Source organism: Crossiella sp. CA198 (assembly GCF_052078295.1).
Taxonomy (GTDB): Bacteria; Actinomycetota; Actinomycetes; order Mycobacteriales; family Pseudonocardiaceae; genus Crossiella.
In genome coordinates this window covers 28,958-44,054 of sequence record NZ_JBQJIM010000014.1, presented here as the reverse complement: position 1 = coordinate 44,054, position 15,097 = coordinate 28,958, and the positions used below count along the sequence as shown (strand labels likewise).

Annotated in this window: 14 protein-coding genes and 1 pseudogene; 6 read left to right on the top strand and 9 right to left on the bottom strand. The window is 67.7% G+C overall.

The genetic code is table 11. The features are described 5' to 3' along the window. Nucleotides 1-15 precede the first annotated feature (15 nt). Nucleotides 16-2,730 (bottom strand): VWD domain-containing protein, encoded by a 2,715-nt coding sequence (locus ACTOWY_RS23455; RefSeq protein WP_441311807.1) that lies wholly within the window; start codon nt 2,728-2,730, stop codon nt 16-18. A gap of 254 nt (nt 2,731-2,984) precedes the next feature. Here ACTOWY_RS23455 and ACTOWY_RS23450 point away from each other — a divergent pair, with 254 nt between their 5' ends. After that, nucleotides 2,985-3,140, top strand: coding sequence for a hypothetical protein (locus ACTOWY_RS23450; protein WP_441311806.1), 156 nt, complete (start codon nt 2,985-2,987; stop codon nt 3,138-3,140). 54 nt (nt 3,141-3,194) lie between these two features. Here the strand turns inward: ACTOWY_RS23450 and ACTOWY_RS23445 are convergent, their stop codons facing one another. From ACTOWY_RS23445 to ACTOWY_RS23430, 4 genes are all read right to left on the bottom strand, one after another. Beyond that, nucleotides 3,195-4,139 (bottom strand): cytochrome P450, encoded by a 945-nt coding sequence (locus ACTOWY_RS23445; protein WP_441311805.1) that lies wholly within the window; start codon nt 4,137-4,139, stop codon nt 3,195-3,197. Nucleotides 4,140-4,409: 270 nt separating this feature from the next. Then, nucleotides 4,410-6,143: an amidase domain-containing protein gene (locus tag ACTOWY_RS23440; RefSeq protein WP_441311804.1), complete on the bottom strand. Its 1,734-nt coding sequence runs from the start codon at nt 6,141-6,143 to the stop codon at nt 4,410-4,412. Nucleotides 6,144-6,219: 76 nt separating this feature from the next. Then, nucleotides 6,220-6,438, bottom strand: coding sequence for a hypothetical protein (locus ACTOWY_RS23435; protein ID WP_441311803.1), 219 nt, complete (start codon nt 6,436-6,438; stop codon nt 6,220-6,222). Between the two features lie 192 nt (nt 6,439-6,630). Next, nucleotides 6,631-7,023 carry a hypothetical protein gene (locus ACTOWY_RS23430; RefSeq protein ID WP_441311802.1) on the bottom strand — a complete coding sequence of 131 codons (393 nt, stop codon included), beginning with the start codon at nt 7,021-7,023 and terminating at the stop codon, nt 6,631-6,633. A 441-nt stretch (nt 7,024-7,464) separates the two neighbouring features. Between ACTOWY_RS23430 and ACTOWY_RS23425 the strand changes: the two genes are divergently transcribed. Beyond that, nucleotides 7,465-7,665 (top strand): recombinase family protein, encoded by a 201-nt coding sequence (locus tag ACTOWY_RS23425; RefSeq protein WP_441311801.1) that lies wholly within the window; start codon nt 7,465-7,467, stop codon nt 7,663-7,665. Between the two features lie 357 nt (nt 7,666-8,022). Here the strand turns inward: ACTOWY_RS23425 and ACTOWY_RS23420 are convergent, their stop codons facing one another. The 4 genes and pseudogenes from ACTOWY_RS23420 to ACTOWY_RS23405 all read right to left on the bottom strand — a co-directional run. Then, entirely contained in the window at nt 8,023-8,874 is an 852-nt protein-coding gene (locus ACTOWY_RS23420; protein WP_441311800.1) for a hypothetical protein, read from the bottom strand. 226 nt (nt 8,875-9,100) lie between these two features. Continuing rightward, entirely contained in the window at nt 9,101-9,397 is a 297-nt protein-coding gene (locus ACTOWY_RS23415) for a winged helix-turn-helix transcriptional regulator (protein WP_441311799.1), read from the bottom strand. Beyond that, complete coding sequence (locus ACTOWY_RS23410; protein ID WP_441311798.1) at nt 9,394-9,672, bottom strand: hypothetical protein; 279 nt, start codon at nt 9,670-9,672, stop codon at nt 9,394-9,396. The genes ACTOWY_RS23415 and ACTOWY_RS23410 overlap by 4 nt, the downstream gene beginning before the upstream one ends. A 35-nt stretch (nt 9,673-9,707) precedes the next feature. After that, nucleotides 9,708-10,111: pseudogene (locus tag ACTOWY_RS23405) on the bottom strand (C40 family peptidase); the annotation flags it as partial. Nucleotides 10,112-10,574: 463 nt separating this feature from the next. Between ACTOWY_RS23405 and ACTOWY_RS23400 the strand changes: the two are divergent. The 4 genes from ACTOWY_RS23400 (at nt 10,575) to ACTOWY_RS23385 (ending at nt 14,015) form a co-directional block, all read left to right on the top strand. After that, a complete protein-coding gene (locus tag ACTOWY_RS23400; RefSeq protein ID WP_441311797.1) occupies nt 10,575-10,946 on the top strand; it encodes an AbrB/MazE/SpoVT family DNA-binding domain-containing protein in 372 nt (123 codons plus the stop codon). Then, entirely contained in the window at nt 10,943-11,845 is a 903-nt protein-coding gene (locus ACTOWY_RS23395; RefSeq protein ID WP_441311796.1) for a hypothetical protein, read from the top strand. Before ACTOWY_RS23400 ends, ACTOWY_RS23395 begins: the two co-directional genes overlap by 4 nt. Beyond that, nucleotides 11,842-12,876 carry a tyrosine-type recombinase/integrase gene (locus ACTOWY_RS23390; RefSeq protein ID WP_441311795.1) on the top strand — a complete coding sequence of 345 codons (1,035 nt, stop codon included), beginning with the start codon at nt 11,842-11,844 and terminating at the stop codon, nt 12,874-12,876. Before ACTOWY_RS23395 ends, ACTOWY_RS23390 begins: the two co-directional genes overlap by 4 nt. Nucleotides 12,877-13,088: 212 nt before the next feature. Further along, a complete protein-coding gene (locus ACTOWY_RS23385; protein ID WP_441311794.1) occupies nt 13,089-14,015 on the top strand; it encodes a hypothetical protein in 927 nt (308 codons plus the stop codon). Nucleotides 14,016-15,097: the final 1,082 nt, after the last annotated feature.

Genomic DNA, 15,097 nt, shown 5'->3' with positions numbered 1-15,097 from the left:
CGCTCGCCTGACCGCTCAGCCTTCGCCGGTCAGCTTGAACGAGTACGGCCCGGTCCGGCCCTCCGCCGACCACACCGCCAGCAGATACCGCCGCCCCGGCTCCAACCGGCCCATCCCGACGCCGTAACACACCCCGTGCGGCGTGTGCGCCGACGGCGCCGGGCCGTCCTCGACCAGGGCCATGGTGATCTCGCAGCCGGTGCCGTCGGCGGGAACCAGCTGCACGTCCTCGGTGGCCTGGAAGGCATACAGGTCAACCCGGCCCGGCAAGTCCAGCCTGCCCCGCACCGTCTCACCGAGGCGGACCGGGATGCGCCGTTCCTTGGCCGTGTTGAGGCGGAAGGCGAAGGCCCCGGTCGCGCCGTCGTCACCGGTCACCGTCAAGGTGTACTTGCCGCCCTTGACGATCCGGTACTGGTACACGCTGGTGATGGTGAAGCCGGGCGAGTCCGGGTCGTACTGGCCGTCGAGCTTGATCTCCAGTTTGCCGCGGTCCAGGAGTTCGCCGCGGACCTCGTGCAGCCGGAACACGGTGGCATCGCCCAGTTCCAGGCGATAGGTGTGCACCATGCCGGGTTTGCTCACCCGGCCGGACACGGTCGAACCGTCGCGCAGCAGCCCTTGCTCGCCCTTGACCGGCTTGGGTTCCGGGCCGCGGGCGAGGGTGTCGGCCATCGTGGCGGCGCTGCGGGCGAAGGCGGGCTGGCCGGTGAGCGCCAGGTCCAGCGTGCAGCCGTCCAGGGCCGGGCCGGACAGGCCCAGTGCGGCGCAGTGGCGGGTGGCGGCCTCCCGGCGTGGCGCGGGCAGATCGGCGACCGCGACCTCCTTGTCCGGGAAGGACCGGTCGGTGTAGTCGGCGGCGGCGCGCCCGGCCGGATAGTCCAGCAGCGACTCGGCTCCGACCCGCCAGCGATCGGCGAACTCGCCGTAAAGCTGTTCCCTGGACGGCTTCTCCGGCAGCGGTCGACCATCCTTTGTGGACAGATCGTTGGCCGGATCGCCGTTGAGGTCGCCGAGCAGGCCGGTGAGCTTCCCGGCCAGTTCCGGACGCGGGAACAGCAGCACGTGCAGGCCCCAGCGGCCGATCGGGTCGATGTCGGCCTCGCTGCCGTCCGGGAAGCTCACGGTGTGCCCCGAGTCGGTGACCACGATCCGCCCACCGCCGGGCAGCCGCTCGTCGGCCGGGCTGATCTGCTTGCCGTTGACCAGGATCCGCTGCACACCCGAGTCGGCGGCGAGGTCGAAGACCACCCGGTCCGCACCGGCACGCAACGCGACCTGCTGGTTGACCGAGACGGTGCGGCTGCCCGCCAGGGGGCTCTGCCGGACCTGCACCTCCCACTGCGGTGACTTGGCGAGCACGAACTCGCCGACCGCCTGGAAGTCGTACTCCCTGCGGTCGAAGGTGGTCAGGTGCGGATCGCCGACACTGCCGCCTGGCACCAGCTTGCTCCGGTCCGGTCCGCCCTTGGCCGGCGTCTTGTTCTTGTCCTCGCCGCATTCGCCCTTGATCTTCGCCGCGTCCAGCTCCTTGCCGGGCGGGAGCTGGGCGCCACCGTAGTTGTTGCGCGGCGGCAAACCCTGGCTGGCCCGGAACTCGTTCTCCGCCCGGACCGCCCGGACATCCTTGGTGGGCACCCGTTTGCCTGCCTTGGTGGGCTTGGCCGAGGCGCATTCCCCCGCGGGCAGCTGGTTGTTCCCGGCGTCGAAGGCGTGGGTCAGCTCGTGGTAAAGCGCCGAACAGGGATCGTAGGAGACGGCGGGATCGCCGATCATCGGACTGTTGTCGCTGGGATCCCAGTAGATGGATGACCACTCCGCGGTGCCGCGGGTCTCCACGTTGGTCTGGCCCTTGGCCGGTTTGATCCACACCTTGTAGGTGCCGTCCAGGTACGGCATGATCTTCGCCGGGTCCAGCGGCCCGCGCGGCGGCCCCTTGGGGTCGTTGCCACGGAACAGCGACAGGCAGCCCTGCACCGCCGCCCCGAACCCGTCATCACCCGCGACGGCCTTGATGGTCGCCTGCGCCGTCCGGGTCGGCGCGAACTGCCCGGCCACCACGGCCAGCAGCACCAGCACCGCGACCCCGGTGCGCCGACGCCGCCGCACCAGCAGCGCGAGCAACAGCACCAGTACCAGCGCACCGGCCGCGATCCCGCCGATCACCAACCAGGACAAGCCGTTCCCGCCGGGCTGCCCCACCGCGAGCGCGGCCGTGACCGGGGCGCCCGCCCCCGCACACACCGAACCCTCGCCGATCTCCACATCCCGCGGCATCCGGTAGGCGGCGGTCACCGCGTACCGGCCCGCCTGCTCCAGCGCCCAGTGCGCGCCGAGTCCGCCGCCGGGGACCGGGGTCACCGTGTCCAGCGCGCCACCCTCGGTCAGCGGAAAGGACAGGCTCTGCCCCGGCGCCACCTCCCGGGTCGCGGCGGCGAACATCGCGTCAAACCCGGCGTGGTAAGCGGTCTGGATGAACTCGGGCTCGACCGGCTGCCCATCCCTGGTGACCGACAGCACCTCCACCGTGCCCGCCGGCGTGGCGGCCAGCTTGCACGGCCGCTCACCCCGGTTGGTCACCGTCATGGTCAGCTCACCCGGCCCGCCACCCACCCCCCGGCTCTGGATCGCCACCTCCACCGGCGTCTCCGCCGCCGCGACAGCAGGCACGGCCAGTCCCAGTCCACCCAGCAGCAGCACCAGCACCGTGGCGCGCGTCGTCCTCCCCATGGCGGGCACCCTAGGGCCGCACCGGCCACAGTGGACGGTGTTGCCCTTGTGACTGCCCACTGGGGCAGCGACTTCCGAGCGGCGGGTTGGGTGAGCACCCGCTTGAGGTACAGGTCCGGCAGCGGCAATCTAGCTGCCTCCCAGCAACGCCCCGAGCAGCACCCGGGGTGAGAGCAGCCGGTGTGGGGGCGCCATGAGGGTGTAGACGGCGAGGCGCACTGGCCCCCGAGGTCGCCGACGACGGAATCCGGGTGGTGCCAGTGCACCTGGGCCTGGTGGCCACCCGGATGAGCGCACCACTGCTGATCGCCCGCCCGCTGCGCGCGGTGTTCGGCTGGCTGTACCGGCAGGGACACGACGCACCGGCTCCCGCATCGGCCATGCCCCTCGAACACGACCACCGACCATGAAGTGTGGGGATTGATCGGGGCGTGGCGGGCCTAGCCCGGTTCCGCCGAAGATGCTCACCAGTGCACGGGCAAGGCGGTGAGCGCGCGCATCATCGGTGTCACCGTCTGGGCCGGTTCGACGTCCGGATCCGCCAGGCGCAGGCCAGGTGCCGTGCGGAGCAACACCTCCATGGCGACCTGGACTTCCACCCTGGCCAGGTGCGCGCCGAGGCAGTGATGGGTGCCGTGGCCGAAGGACAGGTGACGGGGGTGCTCGCGGGTGGCCAGGAAGGCGTCCGGGTCGTCGATGGCGGTCGGGTCGCGGTTGGCCAGCGGCAGCGCGGCCACGACGCGGTCGCCGGCGCGAACCTGGCGGCCGCCGAGTTCCAGGCCGGTCGTGGCCACCCGGGACATGGTGTGGTTGACCGCCGGGCTGTGCCGGAAGGTCTCCTCCACCACGCCGGAAAGCAGCGCGGGCTCGGTCCGCAGCCGCTCCCACAGCTCGGGGCGGCGCAACAAGCACAGTGCCGCGTGGCCTATCTGGGCGGCGGAGAGCGCGTGGCCGTCGAAGAACAGGGAGGCGGCCAGGCCGGTGAGATCCTCGTGGCTGAGGCCGCCGTCGCGGTGGGCGATCAGCAGGTCGGCGAACAGACCGGTCGGCGGGCGCTGCCGGTCGGCGAGCAGGTCGGCGATCTCGGCGTGCAGGCCAAGTTCGGCCAGGCAGGTGGCCGCCGGATCCCGGCCCGCGACCCGCAGGCGTGCCTCGGCCAGGGCACGCACGGCCGCCCGCCGGTGTCCTGGCACGCCGAGTAGCTCGCACTGGGCGGCGAAGGCCAGTGGGGTGCAGTACTCGGTCAGCAGGTCGCCCGCCGGCCCGCGGCCGCGGGCCTTGGCGAGCAGGACTTCGGCGTACGCGGTGATCACCGGCCGGAGTGTCTCCACCCGGCGGGCGGAGAACGCACCGCCGATGAGGGTGCGGATCTCGGTGTGCCGGGGCGGATCCATCTCGGTGATCGACATCCGCAGGGCAGGCCCGGCGAGTTGCCCGTGGTGTTCTGGGAGGTGACGGCTGAATCTGTTGTCCCGCAACAGGTCTTTCGTCGCTTGAAAGCCAGTGATCAGCCAGTTCCGCACTTCGCGCACTATAGACAGCGGAGCAGGGCCGGATAGCCGGACCGTCCTGATGCGACGGCCAGTTCGTCGATGTCTCCCGACTTGGTGGTTCGACCGGTGCAGGCCGCCCCGTTGACCGGGACGGCCTGCCCCCCGCTGGCCTGTCCGCGAGGCGGTTCAGCCCTTGGGGTGCGCGATGTAGAGCTTCAGGTTGGGGCTACCCGGCAGGACGTCCTGCAGGTGGCGATACTTCTTCTTGGGCGAGTGCTGGGAGTACCAGATGTGGTTGCCCTTGACGTTGGTGACCACGGCGGCGTGGTCGAGGTGGCCATCCCCCTGGAAATCGAAGTAAAGGATATCGCCCGGCACCGCCTGGTTGAAATAGGAGCGGAAGTCCGCGCGCTTCTTCTTCCACATGTGGTTGAAGCTGTTGTGGGCGGCGTACCAGGTGAACGATCCGTAGATCGGCCTGGCGCCGGTGTACCACCAGACGCCGTCGTTGCGGTAGAAACCGCGCTTCATCGGGAAATATCCGTGGCGCAGGGCCTGGGAGATGAAGTTCGTGCAGTCATTGCCCTTGATCTTGTAGTGCGGGTTGTCCTTGAGGGCCCACGCCCGGCCATAGGCGGCGATCCTGCCGTGGTTGACCGCGGCGGTGGTGGACATGAGCTGCGGGCCTTCGGCGAAACCGTTCTTGTCCATGGCGACCGGTTTCACGTCCGGGGTCTCCACCACCGGATCGGGCTGCCCCTCGCCCTCCAGGGGCGTGCTGGCGGAGGTCAGCTTCCAGGCGGTGCCGGCGACGGTGAAGGCGAAGGTGAAGCGGCGGATGCGCTCCTCCGGCACCTGGACCTTCTCCGCGGTGCTGACCACCGCCTCCTGGTCGAGCTTCTCGTAGACATCGGCGTGCACGGTGACCGCGCCGCCCTGGCCGGGGATGACCGCGATCTCGGACAGGTTCGTGGTGTGCGAGCCGACGAACAGGTTCTGCTTCACCAGGTGCTCGCGCTGTTTCAGGTCAGCCGGGCCGTCTGCCTGCACCGCCGCTCGGATGACCTCGCGGTGCGGGCTCGGCTCGACCGCCTGCGCCGGGCTGGTCGCGCCGCCGCTGGCGAGCAGGCCGCGGGCCTTGACGTAGTCCGTGGCCATGGCGGTGAACTGGGCCGCGGGCAACGGCGTGGTGGCCGGGCGCACCGCGCCGGACACCGCTTCCGGGCCGGGGAACCAGTCGTTGTGCGCGGTGACGCTGTACCGGTACTCGAACTGGCTGGACAGTCCGGTGACCACGGCGTGGTCCTGGCCCGCGGGCACCACCACCTCGACCGCGGGCGAACTGCCGCTGCCGGTCTGCTGGGCCCGCACCACGTAGTGCGTCACGGCCGCGCCGGGTCCGCCATCCGCGGCCTGCCAGGTCAGATAGGCGCCGCCGGCGGCAGGCGTCACCACGAGCCCGTCGACCGCGCCGGGTTTCGGTGGGCCGGCGGGCAGGTCCACGCCGTCGGTGGCGTCAACCGCGACGGGATGGAGTTCCGACCACTCCCCCTCCTGGCCACCGGTGACGGCTCTGCTGCGCCAGGCGTATTCGTTCGTGTCGGCGAATACTCCATTCGGCACCGTCCAATTGGCCCGGCCGGTCGCGTCGAAAGCGCCGGTCCCGTTCGCCAGTCGGGTGGTCTGCTCGGCGTTGTAGACCTCGAACTCTACCGACGGGCGCTGGCTGCCGACCGCTTCGACCTGCACGGAGAAGGTCGGGGTCAGCGATTTGGCCGCGGTTTCGTTGACCGGGTACGGGGCGCTGGTGATCGATTGTGCCGAGGTGCTGGCCGCGACGGGCGTCACCAGCAACGGCAGAGACAGCGCTAAACCGGCCACACCGGCCACGGATCTGCGGAACAAACTTCGTTTTGTCATGGCCCGGATGTTATTGACTTTCCACTCGCACCATTGCCGGTCGTTCAACCCCCAATAGTACGAGCGGGGAACTGGTTCACAATTCTGAATCGACCGCGCGGGTGCAGCGGCTGCCCGGACCGCCGGCCACCGATGACGACCTCCAGGCTCTGACCCGGGTCATCGACCAGCCGGCCGCCGTCGGGCTGGCGAGCATGGGCTCGATGACCTCGGGCAGGTCACCCGCCTCGCAACCAGAACTGACCCCACTTGAAACATGCTCAATAATCTCAAACAACCACAGGTCAATGGCCACACCAGTCACCATCTAGATCACCGCCACACGCTTCACCAGGACCATTGTTCATGGCGTCGACGCAAGGCGGTCAAGGCCATTTCCGCGATGGTTCGCTGATCACGCCGGCCTGGATGGTCAGGCCGACCGCCATGAGGAGCACGCCCCAGAAACGACGCCACCTGGGCACCGGCGGCGATGTGGGCACGGAGGTCACCACATGACGCCGTGGAACAGGAACCAGGTGACGAACCCGGTGGCCAGCACCAGCGGGAGCCAGCTCCACCACCATCGGTCCGCCGCGGCCGCGCACAGGAGCATCAGCGCGGGACCGCCATGGGACAGCGCGAGTATCAGCAGGAGCGGAGGGAACACCGCCGCCGGGAGTAGGACGGCGAGCGAGGCGAACACGCAGGCCAGGCGGAAGCTGTCCTCGGTGCGGAAGTACAGCGGCACAGTCAGCGCCGCGGTGGGGACCAGTAGTAGCGGGAGCCAGGCCAGCGAGCGGACGCTGACCAGGACGGCGATGGTCAGGCACAGGGCGTAGACCACGATGAGCGCGACCACGACGCGGCGCCAGCTGGGCACCGGCGGTGATGTCTGCATGTCAACTCCCATGTTTGAGCGATCGCTCAAACACTAACGCATAGTTGAGCGATCGCTCAATAGGGTGTGGCCAGCGGCTCGTGGCTGCGGTGACCGGGCTGGTCGCGACCGGCTGGGCGTAGTCGCGGGGCGGGATGCCCACGCCGGGCACGGTGCCCGCCCCGGCCAGCACCAGATTCTCCTCTGTGGCAGCGCGGTGTCCGGTGGGTGCGGCTGTTGAGGCTGTGATCAGAAGGTGGGTCGCACCAAGCGGGTCAGCCGACTACCGTCGATAGAGGCTCTTACCAGCGAGAATACGACCATGAGCGCACCGAGTGCCCCCGGAAGCGACACAGGTTCAGGAAGCAAGCCAGCACGCGGGATCTGGTTGTCATCCCGTTCACCTCGGATGGCGACGGGGCGCTGTGCTACGTCCGGTAGTCGCACTATTCAGACGAGAGCATGTCCAGCATCCCGATTGTTGCGACGGTGGAGGACCTGCATGTATCGGGGGGCTTGGAGCCTGAGAAGCGAGACGGGCTGAAAGAGTGGTTGTCGGAGTTGCCCCTGAGTCCGTGGAAGACGTTGGTTGTTCCCAAGTTGGACCGGTTGGTCCGTAGCGTGCTGGACGCGCTGTTTCTCCGGACGGCCACCCCGGCCTGACAACCACTCCGGGTCCGGCAGCAGGCGGTCGATCACCGCCCACCGCGCGTCGGTGGTGTCCGACGGATATCTCCGCGCTGGACCATGTGATTGATGGGTGGCGGCGAACCGACAACACGACCCCGCACCAGATCCGGCGCGACGGATAGGGCACGACAACAACGGAACTCCTGGTAAAACGGCCGCTCGACAACGACCGATCTACCAGGAGTTCCTTGTACCCCAGCCCAAGACACGCCGACAAGACTCAGGACATCAGCGCAGGTCGTCATTCGCCGCAGGCGACATGACCCCTCAACCCGGCGAGGTAGCCGATGTTCGCTTGGCGCGAATCTGCCATCGAGCACTGGTGCGATGCTAGTGGACGTCGCGATACTCGATCAGATCGAGCTTAAAGGAGTCAACCACGTTGAGGGACGGCGCCACGAAAGGACCGGCGCCCATTATGATTTCGTCGTGAGTGGGAGAGGAGTGGCCGAAGAGATTGATGATGTCCATGGACTTGGCACTCCTGGGTGTGAACCCCAGGTGTCCGAGGACCATCCTGTCGTAGCCGAGAGGCAAGGCGATCAGGTCGCCCTCGTAGTTGGGCTTAGACCACAGGCACACCGAGTGTTCGAGGCCGAGCAGGCATTGGTCGGCCTGTGCTGCCCGCTCGGGGGTCGCGGTCTTACCGGAAAGCTGCTTCGCGCCGGTCGCGCCAGGCGCAGGTAGGCGCGCGACTAACGTGCCGCCATGAGGTGTCTCCGTCTCTGTGCCACAGGACTCCTTGGTGTTGATGACCTCGCACTGGAACTGTTGGCGCAGGTTCTGCAGCGCCTGCCCGGCACGGCCCCAGGACAAGTTGACCCCCGCTACCCAACCATCGGAGCGCGAACCCCATGGGTCACTGGCGGGCTTTTCCACGAGGTCCCCATTCGACCAGGCCAAGAAGGCTCCGCCGGTGTCGCCGGTACCCGCAACCAACGCTCTGTGCAGTTTATAGCTCCGGACGCGCTGGAACTGGTCCACCGTGGTTCGCCTGATGCCCTTGCGGAACGTGGTGAGTTGACCGGTGTAGTTGGGTTCCGACCAGAGACACGCGGCGTGCTCGGTACCGATCCTGCACTCCCGGTCACTGGTCGACGCCTCCGCCGCAGTCACCACCGGGGACAGCATCACCGCCCCGAGGGCGACAACGGCGGCTTTCAGCCAGATACGTGTGAACATAGTTAACCTCTCCATCGGACGTCGGGCATACCTACACAGGGTGACGTCGCCAAGACGTAGTGTGGGACCGGCTCGTCGGTAGAACAACCGTGGTATCAACAGGTAGGTATACGGATAGTTAGTCGTTTTCCATCAATCGACATAGGCGGCGACCAACAAATGACGAGGTGGGCGGCACGCGCTCACCTCCGTCATCCGGCGTCTACTCGGTGGGTTAGTCGGCGAGCTACGCTCGTTCGGCGTGACGACGCTGGTCGTAGCCCTGCTGGCAGTTCTGGATCTCGTCCGCGGGGGCGGTCGTCCAGTCGTACAAGTGACCGAAGGTTTCGCGCAGGGATTCGCCGAGCGGGGCAAGGGAGTACTCGACTCCGACCGGTGAGGTTGGCAGCACGCGCCGTTCGATCATCCGGTTGCGTTCGAGGCGGCGGAGGGTCTGGGGCAGGACCCGCTGGGTCACGCCTTCGAGGTGGCGCTTGATGTCGTTGAACCGGCGGGGCCTGTCGAGAACGGCCATCACCATCATCGACCACTTGTCGGCAACAGGTGCATCAACACCGGCCTCGTGAGCTGCGGGTCGAACGAAGACGCCAATCCCCGCTCTGCCGCGACAATGGCCATCCCGTCGACAACCGCATGGTCTACTGCGGCAACAAGGCCCAGGTCGAACAACCACCCACGCCGGTAGCCCGCAAGGAACCGCACGTTGCCCAGCAGCACCGGATCGGGCTCCGAGAACACCTCGAACCCCCACGAACAGCCGGCCGCGATCTCCCGCGCCCAGTCGAACGTCAACCTCACCGCAGTTCATCCAGTCGACGCAACGGCTTCACGTCCGGCTGCCCGAAGGTCGGGGCGTTGATCATCTTGTTGCCACCCAGGTACAGCGCCACGTGACGGATCTTGGTCTTGGGATTGCCGTAGAAAACGAGATCCCCCGGCTGTAGAGGCTGTCCGGCGGGCACACGTGGCTCGGCGTGGTACTGGGTGTGGGCGCTGCGGGGTTCGGTGCCCGGATGTCAGTGCAGGTGCCGGTTCCGACTGGGGCGGCTTCGGCGTATCGGGCGGCCTGGTCGATGATTTGGCGGACGTACCAGTCGGCGCGGTTGTAGGTGAAGATCGCCCGGTAGAGATCGCGTCCGTCGCGGGCGCCGGAGTCGCAAAGGTAGTGGGCGGCGGCGTGGATGGCGTCGTGCGGGTTGTACCGCGACGGCAGGGTTTCCCCGCCTGGGGCAGGCGGTGGCAGGACACGGGCGGCTGGCCGCAGCCGGGACTGGCCGTCGGCGAGATGATTCGTCCGCCGACCGGGGAGCGCCGGGGGGATGCCCGGGGCGATCACGGTGCTGGTCATGAAGACCACCACCGCGACAGGCGACAGCAGGCCCCAGGAGGGGCGAAGAAAGCGTGTTCATGCGTGCTTGAACACGACAACGTCAGATGTGGGAGGTGTGCCACAAGATTGTGTCCGAGGGGGGACTCGAACCCCCACACGTCGCATCCCTGCCACATCTGACGTATGCGTGCTTGAGCGCGCTTGAAGCCACCGACTTCGTGCATCTGCACTGGTCAGAACATCGCCCTGGGCGGTGGTCTGCATGACCGGCGTCGTAATCGCACCCCTCGTTCCTCCGGCCATGCCGCAGTCCCGCGCCCGCGGGACTGAGTCCTCGTCCGGACCGAGGTCGAGTAGCCAAGCTCTCCCGTTGGCGACCGGCCCCGCCACTCGCACCAGCAGCGTGGTGTACGGGCTGTCCGTGCTGGACCACCGCGGGCGGGTCACTGACCTGGCCGTCCTGCGAACACTCGACTGGCCACCAGGTACACGACTGCACCTGCGTCCTGCCGACGGCCCGCTGACCATCGAAGCCCACACCGACGGCGAGTTCAGCGTGACCGAGCAAGGCCATCTCCGGATCTGCGCCGCCGCACGCCACCGCCACGGCCTGGCCACCGGAGACCGGGTCTTGCTGGCCGCCGACCCAGCCGCCGGCCACCTGCTCGTGTTCCCGCCCGCGGTGCTGGACGACTTGTTCGCCGACAAGTTCACCGCGGCCTCGGGCGGCGATTCCCGATGAACGCCGCAGACCAACTTCTCCACGACGCCCGCGAAGCCAGCCGGATCCGGGCGCACCAAACACACCCGGACGTGATCGCGCTGCAGGTCGAGCGCATCCGGACCCAGGTCGACCGGCTCATGTGGACCGGGATCGTGCTCGGGCTGGCCTTCACCATGGCCAACGTCCAGCACTTCGCCGCCGGCGGCGCCCCGCGATTCTCCTTGCCCTGGCTCACCGCGTGGCTGCTGGACCCGATGGTCAGCCTGATCCTCATCGCGATCCTGCGCGCCGAGCAGATCATCGCCCAGTACCGGCTACAGACCGGACCGTGGGTGCGACGGGCGAAGTGGGCGACCCTGGCCGCGACCTACGCCATGAACACCTGGTCGGCCTGGGCGAGCGGGGACGGCAAGGCGGTGCTGCTGCACTCGGTGCCACCGCTGGTGATCTTCTTGGCCGCCGAGGCGATCACCGACCTGCGGGACAAGCTCACCGCGGCCGTCACTCACGCCTTCACCACCGCGGCCACCACATCGAATCCGGCGTCCATCACCGCCAGCACCGGGGCGGTGAACACCAGCACCGCCAAGTCCATGAACACCACCGCGACCGTTCATGAACAGCCCGCAGCCGGTGTTCATGAACGACAGGCCGACGCGAGCAGGGCGCCCACCCGAACCCGGATCCGCTTCGCGGACTACCTGGCCCGTGCACAGCAAGCGCGCACCGCGGACACCGTGATCACCCCGGCGTGGGTCCGGCAGGTGACCGCCTGTTCGCGCGGCCTGTCCTCCCGACTTGCCGCAGCCCTGAACAGCGACACCGGCGCAGTCGTGAACGGTTCCACCACCTCTTCGGTGAACACCGCTGCGAGCAGGTCCATGAACACCACCTCCGGCCGGGCGGTGACCACATGAACGCAACCACCAGCACGGCCAGCGCGCCGTCCACCGTAGAGCTGGAGGCCGCGCGTGTTCTCCTGGAGCGCCTGGGCATCAAGCCGGAGGATCTGCTCTCCGTGCCGAAGCCGAGGCCGCCGATGCCGACCTTCGCCAAGTACATCCCGGAGGTCTCCGATGCGGTTCGTGAGGGCACTCGCAGGGTGTACGGCACCTACTGGAACCGTATCTGTGCCGAGTGGGGTGATCGTCATCTCGACGAGCCGACCGCGTTGGAGATCGAGAGGTTCGCCGAGGACATCAGGACCGCGGTGCGTGTTCGCAGCAACGCCCGCGGCGGCCGTGGCGCGGTCGAGCACTTCATCGCCGCCATGCGCTGCCTGTACCGGCACGCCGAGAAGGACAAGCTGATCTCCGCGGCCGACAACCCGGCGCTCAAGGTCGACAAGCCTCGCCGGCTGCCCTCCACCAGGTGCGCCATCGCCAGCAATCGACTGGCCGAGGTCAACCAGGTCGCGGCCACTACTGGCGACGACCCCGAGCTGGACACCCTGATCCTTCGACTACATACCGAAACCGCCTGCCGTCGTGGGGGTGCGCTTGCCTTGCGCCTGCGGGATCTCGACCCGCAGCAGTGCCTGATCATGTTGCGGGAGAAGGGTGGCACGGTGCGCTGGCAGCCGGTCTCCCGCACTCTGATGTGCGGCTTGCTGGCCCTTGCAAAGGCCCGCGGCGCCGGACCCGATGACCAGGTTCTCCGCTACCGCAACGGAAAACCCATCACCAGCCGCCGCTACGACCACCTCTGGCAGCGCATCGCGAAGCACCTGCCCTGGGCGGCAGCCCAGCAGATCACCACGCACTGGTTGCGCCACACCACCTTGACGTGGGTGGAGAGGAACTTCGGCTACGGAGTCGCGCGCGCCTTCGCCGGGCACAACGATCAAGGCGGTGACACCGGATCCACCACGACCTACGTCCGCGCCGACCTCCAGGAGATCGCCAGGGCGCTGGCCGCGCTCACCGATGAGCCTCACCCCTTGGCGTAGGCAGGCCGGCGGCCGGTTAGGGCGTGCCCAGCGAACAACGTCGATGCACGGGACAGGCCCACCTGGTGAAGTTCACCGGGTGGGCCTGTATCCGGTTATGCTGTTGCTGGACTGGCTCGGCGGTCGCGCCGCAGGGCTACCGAACTCACTCGTCGCGCCGAAGCCCCCGCGTCATCGGGGCTGTTCGGCGACCCACAGTTCGGGAGAGATCCGTGACCAGTTACAGCGTTCTGCCGTCTGGGCCCCGCTACACCGTGCTCGCGACCTGGCGTGGCGAGTCGGCCGACGTCAGCACCAAGGTGACCACCCTCAACGACGAGATGGCCTACCGGCTTGCGCCGATTCTGACCCAGCTGTCCGAGAACGCGTGGGATGCCGCCGCCTGGCTGGACACCACGCCAGCTCTGGAGACGGCAATCTCACAGGTGATCGAGCAGCTCCGCAGCCCAGCAGAGTCGGTGATCCCGATCGACCTGACCGCGGACACCGGTTCCCGCCACGGCGACCAGTGGAGCTTCATCGACACGCAGGACCTGCTGGCCACCGAGCTGCCGAAGATCATGAACTCGATGACCCGGCCCCAGCGGCTGACCATTGCTGACGAGCTGGCCTCCGATGCGGCCGCCCGTGCGGAGGCGCTCCAGCTTCTGCCGACGGGACTCGACCCCGAGGACGTGACGTCCCGCATCTGGCAGATGTGCGAGGTGACCCGCTCCGAACGCAACGGCCAGACCGGGCCGCTGCCCGAAGGCGCCGCGGGTTGGCTCGTGCGCAGCTGGGGACCGTACCTGCTGTCCCCGGCAATGCGGTGGGGCGCAAGGGACCGACTGGTTCGTATCGAACAGCTCGTTGCCGCCTGCCGGGCCCACGGTGGGCGGGGCGGTGCTGACGATGACCCGCTGCAGGCTCATCTTGTGGTGCCTCGCCACCCTGGCGATTTCGAGGGCGAGGTCTACTACGTAACCGTGCACGAAGATCGTTCGAACTCCTGGGATACAGATCCCTTCCACCCGATGACCATTACACACAAGAGTTTCGGGCAGGAAGCGCAGGTCCTCGGCAAGCTGGATGCCGCCGACGACGACGGCTTCGCTGAAGTGCTGGGAGGGTGGACACGGCTGGTGCCGTTCCGTCGATGACCAGGATCGGCGTAGATCATGCGCACGTCGCGGGAGTCCATGATCACGGTCAGAACCGCCAGTGGTCGCCAGGCGGATTGGGCCGACATCCAGGCCATGTAGGTGGACCAGCGCGTTGCAGGTGTTGTCCGGCTGGTCCTCCGGCACTGTGGTCAGCCGCACCCACGGGGTGAGCCGTGGTTGGCCCATCGGGTCCCACCGGGCTCGAACCTGTCCGTTAACGCCGGACTAAGAAGCCGTGCAAAACATGTTTCGCAATTCATCCTGCGAAATGTCTCACAGCACGACTTGCGATACTTCTCGCAATGTCGAGGCGTCACACCTCTCCTGCCCGGAGCCAACTGCGAAGCATCCACAATTGACGTCAATTCTCGACGTAGTTGACCTGCTGTAATACCAGCTTGCTGGTATTACAGCAGGTCAGGGGGCTGCTCGCGCATCCCGAGCGAGGGCGACTAGCCAATGTCCAACTAGCCCAAGCGGGTGAACTTTCCGGGCTTATCACACATGATAGACCTCGAATTGAGGGGTTCTACCAGCGAAAATCGGACCGGCCCCGTCGTTTAGGCCCCGACCCGCGGTTCGACTAGGTCGACTAACAGAGCAGCCCCGCCTATGGTCGCGACCACCACGCGGCGCATCCGGACGCATCCGCAACCGTTTCATCCACGAGAGGCATAGGGGGCTTGGTGTCCCAGGTAGATGATCAAGCAGGAGGGCCGGCGTACAGCTGTGGCTGTCCGGGCCGGCCGCGGCTGACGTTCGCGCAGTGGTTCTCGGCGCGAATCCAGCAGGCCGACGAGGGAGTTCGCACCCTCCACGAATGGGTTTGCTTGTGGCGCAACCGCCAGCCGCTCGCTTGGCGGACTCGCTGGCGTCGTCGGCGCGTAGTTGTCTGGAGTGTGGTGGGCGTCGTGGTCGCTCTGGTTCTCGCTCGGTACTACGGCGGATAGCGGTCAAGAACCGTTGTACCTCAAGGAAATGAGGATGGCCTCGGCGCAGAGCGTGCGCCGAGGCCCTCAAAACAGGGACGTTGGGGACAGAACAGCATCTGGCTGTGGAGCCGCGGCACGGGTCTCGGG

Coding starts and splice junctions, on each gene's coding strand:
- ACTOWY_RS23440 (WP_441311804.1), bottom strand. CDS start 6,143: ATGACAAAACGAAGTTTGTTCCGCAGATCCGTGGCCGGTGTGGCCGGT.
- ACTOWY_RS23455 (WP_441311807.1), bottom strand. CDS start 2,730: ATGGGGAGGACGACGCGCGCCACGGTGCTGGTGCTGCTGCTGGGTGGA.
- ACTOWY_RS23445 (WP_441311805.1), bottom strand. CDS start 4,139: ATGTCGATCACCGAGATGGATCCGCCCCGGCACACCGAGATCCGCACC.
- ACTOWY_RS23430 (WP_441311802.1), bottom strand. CDS start 7,023: ATGCAGACATCACCGCCGGTGCCCAGCTGGCGCCGCGTCGTGGTCGCG.
- ACTOWY_RS23390 (WP_441311795.1), top strand. CDS start 11,842: ATGAACGCAACCACCAGCACGGCCAGCGCGCCGTCCACCGTAGAGCTG.
- ACTOWY_RS23415 (WP_441311799.1), bottom strand. CDS start 9,397: ATGATGGTGATGGCCGTTCTCGACAGGCCCCGCCGGTTCAACGACATC.
- ACTOWY_RS23395 (WP_441311796.1), top strand. CDS start 10,943: ATGAACGCCGCAGACCAACTTCTCCACGACGCCCGCGAAGCCAGCCGG.
- ACTOWY_RS23420 (WP_441311800.1), bottom strand. CDS start 8,874: ATGTTCACACGTATCTGGCTGAAAGCCGCCGTTGTCGCCCTCGGGGCG.
- ACTOWY_RS23425 (WP_441311801.1), top strand. CDS start 7,465: ATGTCCAGCATCCCGATTGTTGCGACGGTGGAGGACCTGCATGTATCG.